5 protein-coding genes and 1 pseudogene are annotated in these 8,575 nt (G+C 50.4%); 1 reads left to right on the plus strand and 5 read right to left on the minus strand.

Translation table 11 applies throughout. The features are described 5' to 3' along the window. Positions 1-24: 24 nt before the first annotated feature. A pseudogene (locus ACEW9I_RS14635) lies at positions 25-336 on the minus strand (type II toxin-antitoxin system RelE/ParE family toxin); the annotation flags it as partial. 598 nt (positions 337-934) lie between these two features. Between ACEW9I_RS14635 and ACEW9I_RS14640 the strand changes: the two are divergent. Continuing rightward, positions 935-4,129 carry a PAS domain-containing protein gene (locus ACEW9I_RS14640; RefSeq protein WP_373541072.1) on the plus strand — a complete coding sequence of 1,065 codons (3,195 nt, stop codon included), beginning with the start codon at positions 935-937 and terminating at the stop codon, positions 4,127-4,129. Positions 4,130-4,236: 107 nt separating this feature from the next. Here the strand turns inward: ACEW9I_RS14640 and ACEW9I_RS14645 are convergent, their stop codons facing one another. From ACEW9I_RS14645 to psbA, 4 genes are all read right to left on the minus strand, one after another. Then, the gene (locus tag ACEW9I_RS14645) at positions 4,237-5,361 is read right to left on the minus strand and encodes a beta-ketoacyl-ACP synthase (RefSeq protein WP_373541068.1); all 1,125 of its coding nucleotides are present in this window, start codon (positions 5,359-5,361) and stop codon (positions 4,237-4,239) included. Between the two features lie 192 nt (positions 5,362-5,553). Further along, a complete protein-coding gene (locus ACEW9I_RS14650) occupies positions 5,554-6,258 on the minus strand; it encodes a peptidylprolyl isomerase (protein ID WP_373541069.1) in 705 nt (234 codons plus the stop codon). A 121-nt stretch (positions 6,259-6,379) separates the two neighbouring features. Beyond that, a complete protein-coding gene (locus ACEW9I_RS14655) occupies positions 6,380-7,642 on the minus strand; it encodes a competence/damage-inducible protein A (protein WP_373541070.1) in 1,263 nt (420 codons plus the stop codon). A gap of 123 nt (positions 7,643-7,765) precedes the next feature. Continuing rightward, positions 7,766-8,575 (minus strand): photosystem II q(b) protein (gene psbA / locus ACEW9I_RS14660; RefSeq protein ID WP_373541071.1); only part of this gene is annotated, 810 nt, incomplete at its 5' end.

An 8,575-nucleotide genomic window follows, 5' to 3' on the forward strand; every position in this document is an offset into this window, starting at 1 on the left:
GTCTGTATGTTCTGTGTCGTCCGCTCATAAAAACTCGCCTCCACTGGTTTCTTCTAAATATTCTTTAAACCTACGATCTGCAATTGGAATATTTACGTCATACCACCGCTTATCGCCGCGCTTATTTCCACCAATTAGTACAACTGCTTGGCGGTTTGGGTCGAAGGCAAAAAGTAGACGATAGGGATCTCCATCATGCTGAACCCTGAGTTCTTTCATATTGGTAAAGTCAGAACCTTTAATCGTATCGACGTAGGGACGACCCAAAGCAACCCCTTGAGCTTCTAAAACATCAAGCACCATTGCGATTGAGTCTTGCACATCAACATCTAGATCGACAAACCACGCTTCAAATTCTCAGTGAAAAACAATCTCCCATATCATATATATGTAATGCGATCGATGGTTTTCGATCTCATCGGTTAGTGAAGTCTCATTGGCTCTCCGATGAGGTCATGGTATTAGGTTGTTATCCATGCTTTGAACTGAGTTGCTTTTTAAGGAAGTTCGTTAATCTCGTCATAGAAACTCGCTATTTGCGGCAGTGTCAGCTATAACTCGCTGTCTGATTCCGCACTGTTCCCAGCTTGACTCTGTAAAATTCCGAATTTACTCGGTGTGGGTAGTTAAGCAGTCACTCCTGAGTTTGGAGGGAAGGACTTTCACCTTCATCAATCGGATAGTTCAAGGGATGACATTTTCCTTTGTACGGTTATCCGTACTCGGTCTAGTCACTTTCCTTTCCCTTTCGTAACGTTGCTTAATAATTACGTGCAGTTTTAGGATGGGTTACATCCTTTTGGTGCATTCAACTCTTTGGTTTCGTTTCGCGGGATTAGTGTCAAGAATCGTCTGTAGGGGCTTCTCTTTGGCGTTATCCTGGAAATTTTGTCCCGTTAGCTATTGAGGCAGTTTTAAGGCTGTTCTCGTTGGGCTGAGGACGTATCCTTGCCCTTGGTGCGGTTATTTACGGTCTAATTACCGTGATTCACGCACAACGAATCGCACTCCAGTTGATTCATTCAGCGCGAAGCTGCTAGCGGCACTTCGTAGCGGTCGAGCCGTAGTTGAGTCCGATATCGCCGCTGACCCCGACCTATCCCCTGCGGAGCGAGCAACCTACGCCGCCATCCAGATCGGTGCTCACATCGGAATACCTTTAATCAAAGGTGGCGAATTCATCGCTGGACTGGCTGTCCAGACCATCGCGCCACGAGTGTGGACACCAGACGAGGTGACTCTAGTTGAAGAAGTAGCCGAGCGGACTTGGGCAGCGATCGAACGCGCCCGCGCTCAAGCAGCCTTGCGCGAGTCGGAAGCCAAATACCGCACTCTATTCGAGTCGATGGATGAAGGTTACATGCTCATCGACTTAATCTTTGACGAAAATGATGCTCCAGTAGACTTTTATTATCTAGAAGCCAATCCAGCCGCAGTAGCAATGCTAGGCATAGACCCCGTAGGACTACGGGCGAGGGAGATTTTCGCACTGGAATCGCACTGGAGTGCAACACTCGGTCGCGTTGCCCAAACGGGGATTGGCGAACGCCAAGAGCTTCATTTTGCCCAGCTAGATACCTGGTATAACTTCTACGCCTTCAAGATCGGCGCAGCCCAGAGTCGGCGCGTTGCCATTATTTATGAAGATGTGACAGCGCGCAAACGTCGCGAAGCAAATCTCACCTTTTTAACAGCAATCCAAGACGAATTTACGCGTCTAGTCTCCGCCGACGAAATTATGCAGACGGTGGGCGCAAAGGTGGGCGCATATCTGAACATCTCCCAGTGTCTGTTTGCCGAAATCGATCGCTCTCAAGATCGAGTCACGGTCGAATATGATTGGCACACTCTAGCCACTCCAGACTTAGTGGGTATCTATCAACTCTCGGATTTTGTCAGTCAGGAATTTCAGCAAGCAGCGCAGGCGAAAGCAACTATCGTCATCAGCAACACCCAGACCGATGCGTGGACTGATGCGGACAGCTACGCCGCTTTCAAGATCCACGCCTTTGTGAGCGTACCTTTTCATCGTGGCAATGAGTGGAAATATTTGCTCACAATTAATGATTCGCGATCGCGTCAATGGCGCGAGGATGAGATCGAGCTGATCTCCGAACTCGCCAATCGGATCTTCCCCCGCCTCGAACGCGCCCGTGCTGAAGCCGCAGTCGCCGCCAATCTCCGCAATACACAACTGCTCCGCAACCTAGGCGCGCGACTAGTGACCGAAGACGATACCCAAACGCTATATCGAGAGATTCTCGCTACCGCGATCGCGTTGACACATGCGGATGGTGCTACTGTGCGGATTCTTGACGATCGATCTCAGGACTTGGTACTGATTAGTTCGCAAGGGTTCGATCGCCAGATGACAGAGCATTTTTACCGTGTGAATACCCGTTCCTATACCTCCTGCGGGATCGCCATGCGGAACGGCGAACGCACATTTGTCAATTTTGATGTGCCCGAAGCTGAAGACCCCGATGGTGCCATGCGGCTGCATTTCGCGGCAGGTTATCGATCTGCCCAGTCCACCCCGCTGTTCTCCCGTACTGGCAAACCGCTGGGGATGGTTTCTACCCATTGGCGCGCTCTCCACCAACCAAACGACCGCGAGTCGCGCGCTCTCGATCTACTCGCTCGTCAAGCCGCAGACTCGATCGAGCAGCAACAAACAGCCGCCGCTCTGCGCGAGAGTGAGCAGCAATTGCGGATGGCTTCAGGGGCAGCCAAAGTGGGGATGTGGTTCTGGAATCTGGAAACCGACTGCCTCACCTGGACGGAACAGTGTAAAGCATTGTTTGGCTTACCTGCTGAGACGGAAATGTCTCACGCAGTTTTCATGGCTGCTCTCCATCCTGACGATCGCAATCGTACCCAGGCTGCTGTAGATCGATCGATCGCCGATCGTATAGACTACGATATCGAATACCGCTCCTGTTGGTCGGATGGCTCGGTACATTGGATCGCGGCTAAAGGTTCTTGCTCCTACGATCCGACGGGTAAACCCGTGCGGATGATGGGTGTGGTACTAGATATCACCGCGCTCAAACAAGCTGAAGCAGCTCTGTGTGAGAGTGAAGCCAAACTGCGATTTATGCTCGATGCCTCCCACATTGGCGAATGGGATCTCGATCTGACCAACCAACCCCACACGGCACATCGATCGCTCATTCACGACCAGATTTTTGGTTATGAGTCACTACTACCGGAATGGAGCTTTGAAATCTTCCTCACCCATGTCCATCCCGAAGATCGCGCTACTGTAAATGAGAAGTTCCAACAAACTCTCACCGAGGGTACCGATTGGAACTTTGAATGTCGCATCATCCACCCCGATAGTAGCATTCATTGGATTTGGGCGCGTGGCAGCGTTTACTCTGACTCTAATGGTAAGCCGACGCGATTGTTGGGGATGGTGGTAGACTTTACCAATCGCAAACAAATGGAGATCGCCCTAGCCGAGCGCAATCAAGAGCTAGACAGCTTTGTCTATATCGTCTCCCACGACCTCAAAGCTCCCCTGCGGGCTATTTCCAACCTCTCCGAGTGGATCGAAGAGGACTTGGGCACAGAGCTAGACGCAGATACTCAGCAACAAATGACCCAATTGCGAGGTCGAGTGCGGCGGATGGAAGCGATGATAAATGGACTACTCGAATATGCCCGTGTCGGTCGCACGGATGCCCAGACTCAGCTAGTTTCCGTCGCCGAGCTACTTGCTGAGACGATCGATTCCCTCGCGCCACCGTCAACATTTGAGATCGCCATCGCCGCCGACCTGCCAACTTTCCACCCGAAGCGACTACTGTTGTCCCAAGTATTCGCCAACCCGATCGGCAATGCCTTCAAACATTATGACAAGTCCGATGGCTCGATCCGGATCTCTTGCCAAGAGCAGGGCAATTTTTATGAATTTGCGATCGGCGATGATGGCCCAGGGATCACCTCAGCACAACGCGATCGCGTATTTATCATTTTCCAATCCACCAACCCTCAAAAGAACCCAGATAGCACGGGTATCGGTCTGAGCATCGTCAAGAAAATTGTGGAAACCGCTGGCGGGCAGATTCGACTAGAGTCAGAGCTGGGCAAGGGCACAACCTTCTACTTTACCTGGCTGAAGTAGTCCCTCAGATCCCAATACTTCTCGGTTAATCTAAAAACTAATTAGTCCGCGTAGGCGGACTTTGCGTCACTAGCAGTTCTTAAACGAGAAGTCGTCCCTCAGATCCTCTAGTATTTCCCGATCGCGATCGCCGCATTTTGTCCACCGAAACCAAAACTCAAACACAATAAATTATTTACAACTGTTTGGCGAGGCACCCTGACTAGATCGAGATCGAATGGGGAATTCTGCAACCCCACACAGGGCGGTAAAGTTTGAGTCGCGATCGCTTGTAAACATATTGCCACCCCAACAGCACCCGATGCCCCCAATGTATGCCCCGTCGCTCCTTTGGTCGAACTAACCGCGACACCTGCGGGAAATATCTGCTGGATTAGTTGACTCTCACGGCGATCGTTGAGTGGCGTACTCGTGCCGTGCGCGTGGATATAATCAATGTCAGTGGGATTTAAATTACTGCGATCGAGACATTGATAAATTGCCTGCGCCCCTGTCGTCCCCGCTTCATCCATCGCGCATACATGATATGCGTCATTTGTCAAGCCACATCCCAATACTTCGCCATAAATTTTCGCACCGCGCGATCGGGCCAATTCCGCCGTCTCCAAGATAAATACCGCCCCCGCCTCACCTAAAACCAAACCTTCCCGCCGCAAATCGAACGGATAACAGCCAGTCGTTGCCAGCGCGCCCATTTGAGCAAAACCCGCGATCGTCAACGGTGTAATCGGTGCATCGATCGCTCCCGCGATCGCCCGATCGCAGGCTCCAGAACGCATCAAACCCATCGCTTGGGCAATCGACCAGATCCCCGTCGCACAAGCTGCCATCGGGGCTAATACCGCCGAGCGAGAGCCAATATATCTAGCTGTGGCGATCGCCAGACTGTGAGGTAAGGTATCGAGCCAATTAGTCAAATCCGGTTTGACAACTGAATTGGATGTCAACTTTTCCCATTCGGACTGACAACTGCGGCTCGAACCGATAACCACGCCACAATCGAGTAACGATCTACTCAAACACGCATCGGCGATCGCGTCTTCGACAACTGTATGAGTGAGATCGATGACGTGTTGCGGCTGGCTAGCGATTAAAGCTAGTGGGAGTGGTGGCAAATCGGCGAACGGTTGGTGTAATCCAATCGCCGATCGATCGTCCATCAATCCTTGCCAAGTGCGATCGAGATTGCCAAGTGCCGATCTAAACCCAATTCCCGTAATCACAATTTGCATCTATCAATACTAGCAACCAGCGGCTCGATCTCAGATCGTAGCTCAAAACTCAGGGTAGGGGTAATTTATCGATCGCCCCTACTTCGATTCGGCGATCTTGACCGTCTGGGGATCGATATTGCCCTCTAGCAATCCTAAATGAGCAGCTAGGTTGATGTAGGTGTGTTACGGTATCGTAACACACCAGTAACCTTATTTCTTCAGATTTTCGATGCCTTGAGTCACCTTCGCTGATGTGATTTTGCCACCCTGACGGATAGTATCGATGACCTCCACACCCTGCGTAATCTTACCAAATACAGCATAGCTACCATCTAAATAGGGCACATCCGCCAACGTCAAATAAAATTGGGAAGAGGCACTATCGGGAGACTGAGAGCGTGCCATCGCGATCGCACCGCGCTTATGTTGCAGTTGCGGTACATCATTAATCGTCTGACTATATACTATGGGTACTGAACCATTGGGTTTAATTTCCAGCGGAATCCGCCGTTCTGCCGATCCGCCCTTGGGAATATAGCCACCAGTACCATCACCTCTGGGATCGCCACCTTGGACGACAAAATTGCTCACCACGCGATGGAAAGTTAACCCATCATAAAACTTGCGATCGACCAGATCGACAAAGTTGCCCGCACTAATCGGCGCATTATTACCATCTAACTCGATCGTAATTTGTTTATTACCATTGACAGTCATCAGTACTGTTGCTTTACCATTGAGTCTGGGCAATCCTGGGAACCGATCGCTATTAGTTGCAGTAGTCGCAGTGCTACTTGGCGGTGGCGCACTGGTAGACTGCTCCCCTGAGGGTCTTTTTGGGCTATCGCAAGCACCCAAAATCAGGGTACCCATGAGCAAACTCACAATGATTAAACGTTGAAATGGTTTCTGCATCAGTTGATTCGGGGAATTAAATATTTTAGTCAACTCAGTGTAAGCCGATCGCGACCCTCTTGACTAAGACTGTGGAAAATAGATAGAGTTCCATCATCCATCATCCACCATCCACCATCCACTATTCACCCAACGATCGACTATTCAACCTCCGTCTCAATAAATCTAACGCTTGAGACGCAGACATCTGCCGAATCAAACCTCTCTCCTGCTGACTCCCCAACTGATACTTAATTCCTTCGAGATCGCCTGTGGGATGAGCAATGCCGATATAAACCAACCCCACAGGCTTGGTATCCGTACCCCCACCAGGCCCAGCCACACCAGTGATACTTACCCCCCAATCCGTCCCCAACTTCGCCTTCACCCCCGCCGCCATCTGCTGCGCGACGGTGGCACTTACAGCACCCGCTCTCGCCAAATCCTCACTATCTACTCCCAACAGCTCGACTTTCACCCGATTGGCGTAGGAAATGATGCCACCCATAAAATAACTCGAACTACCTGGTGTCTCCGTCAACATCTGCCCCAAACCGCCACCAGTACACGATTCGGCGACAGCTAGAGTTTGACCTCGCTGCAATAATAACTCGCCGACGACACTAGCTAACGTATCATCATCACTACCGAAATAGTTGTCTCCAGCAATCTTTTGGATTTCTTCAGCAATTGGTGCAATCAGCGTAGTCGCCTCTACTTCACTAGCGGCTCTAGCCGAAATCCGCAGTCGTACCTGCCCCTTGCCAGCATAGGGAGCAACGGTAGGGTTCGCCGAGTCAAACAGATGATTTACCTTCTCAGCCAGAGCTGACTCTGCTACCCCAAAAAAGCGGAGACTACGACTATAAATCGGATGCTGTCCGTAACCCTGAGTTTTTAAAAATGGAATCGCTGTATCCCTCCACATCCGGTACATCTCTCGCGGAACTCCAGGAAAAGTCAAAATTGTCAGCCCCGCTCGTGGCTGCCAAATCATCCCTGGTGCACTGCCGAGCGGATTGGGCAAGATTGTCGCACCTTCAGGTTGAAGTGCTTGTTTGCGGTTACTAGCTGTCATGTCTCGCCCCCGTTGGGCATATTTACGCTCGATATCGGCGATAACTTGTGGATATTCGACCAGTGGCGTATTAAAATAGCTAGCGATCGCTTCTGTAGTGAGATCGTCTGGTGTCGGCCCCAAGCCACCAGTAAATAGCAGGATACTCGATCGATTAGCCGCAATCTCGATCGCTTGATGGACTCGATCGATATTATCCCCCACCACCGTTTGATAAAAATGCGGTACGCCCAAAGCGGCTAATTCTTGCGCTAAGTACTGAGAATTACTATTAAGAATATCACCGAGCAATAATTCGGTACCGACACAGATTACTTCAGCAGCCATAATTCTTGTGAAGATGGGAGATGTGAGACTACCAGTATAAGTTAAACCCGAAGCAACCCCAATGCAAAAACCCACTCACATTACTGTGAGTGGGTTTTTGCGCTTAAACTCTTAAACCAAATCTTAACCGTTGATAGCAGGAGCAGTCAACGCAACAGGAGTCGCTTCACCAGCAGCCAAGTCGAGCGGGAAGTTGTGTGCATTTCTTTCATGCATTACTTCCATACCGAGGTTAGCGCGGTTGATGATGTCCGCCCAGGTATTGATCCCGTGACCTTGAGCATCAACAACTGATTGGTTGAAGTTGAAACCGTTGAGGTTGAACGCCATGGTGGAGACACCCAAGGAGGTGAACCAGATCCCGACGACTGGCCATGCACCGAGCAAGAAGTGCAAGGAACGGCTGTTATTGAAGGATGCGTATTGGAAGATTAGACGACCGAAGTAGCCGTGAGCTGCAACGATGTTGTATGTTTCTTCTTCTTGTCCGAATTTGTAACCATAGTTTTGGCTTTCGACTTCGGTTGTTTCACGAACCAAGGAGGATGTTACCAATGAACCGTGCATTGCGGAGAACAGTGCGCCACCGAAGACTCCAGCTACTCCCAACATGTGGAAGGGGTGCATCAAGATGTTGTGTTCTGCTTGGAAAACGATCATGAAGTTGAACGTTCCAGAGATACCCAAAGGCATACCGTCAGAGAATGAACCTTGTCCGATGGGGTAAATCAAGAATACTGCGGTTGCTGCTGCTACTGGAGCAGAGTAAGCAACACAGATCCAAGGACGCATCCCTAAACGGTAGGAGAGTTCCCATTCACGACCCATGTAGCAGAAGATGCCGATCAAGAAGTGGAATACTACTAGTTGGTAAGGACCGCCGTTGTATAACCACTCGTCGAGTGATGCTGCTTCCCAGATGGGGTAGAAGTG

Source organism: Chamaesiphon sp. (assembly GCF_041738855.1).
In the GTDB taxonomy this organism is placed as follows: Bacteria; Cyanobacteriota; Cyanobacteriia; order Cyanobacteriales; family Chamaesiphonaceae; genus Chamaesiphon.

What these genes read in the sequence shown, in the direction of transcription:
- ACEW9I_RS14645 (WP_373541068.1), bottom strand. Translation starts at nt 5,361, where the DNA reads ATGCAAATTGTGATTACGGGAATTGGGTTTAGATCGGCACTTGGCAAT.
- ACEW9I_RS14650 (WP_373541069.1), bottom strand. Translation starts at nt 6,258, where the DNA reads ATGCAGAAACCATTTCAACGTTTAATCATTGTGAGTTTGCTCATGGGT.
- ACEW9I_RS14655 (WP_373541070.1), bottom strand. Translation starts at nt 7,642, where the DNA reads ATGGCTGCTGAAGTAATCTGTGTCGGTACCGAATTATTGCTCGGTGAT.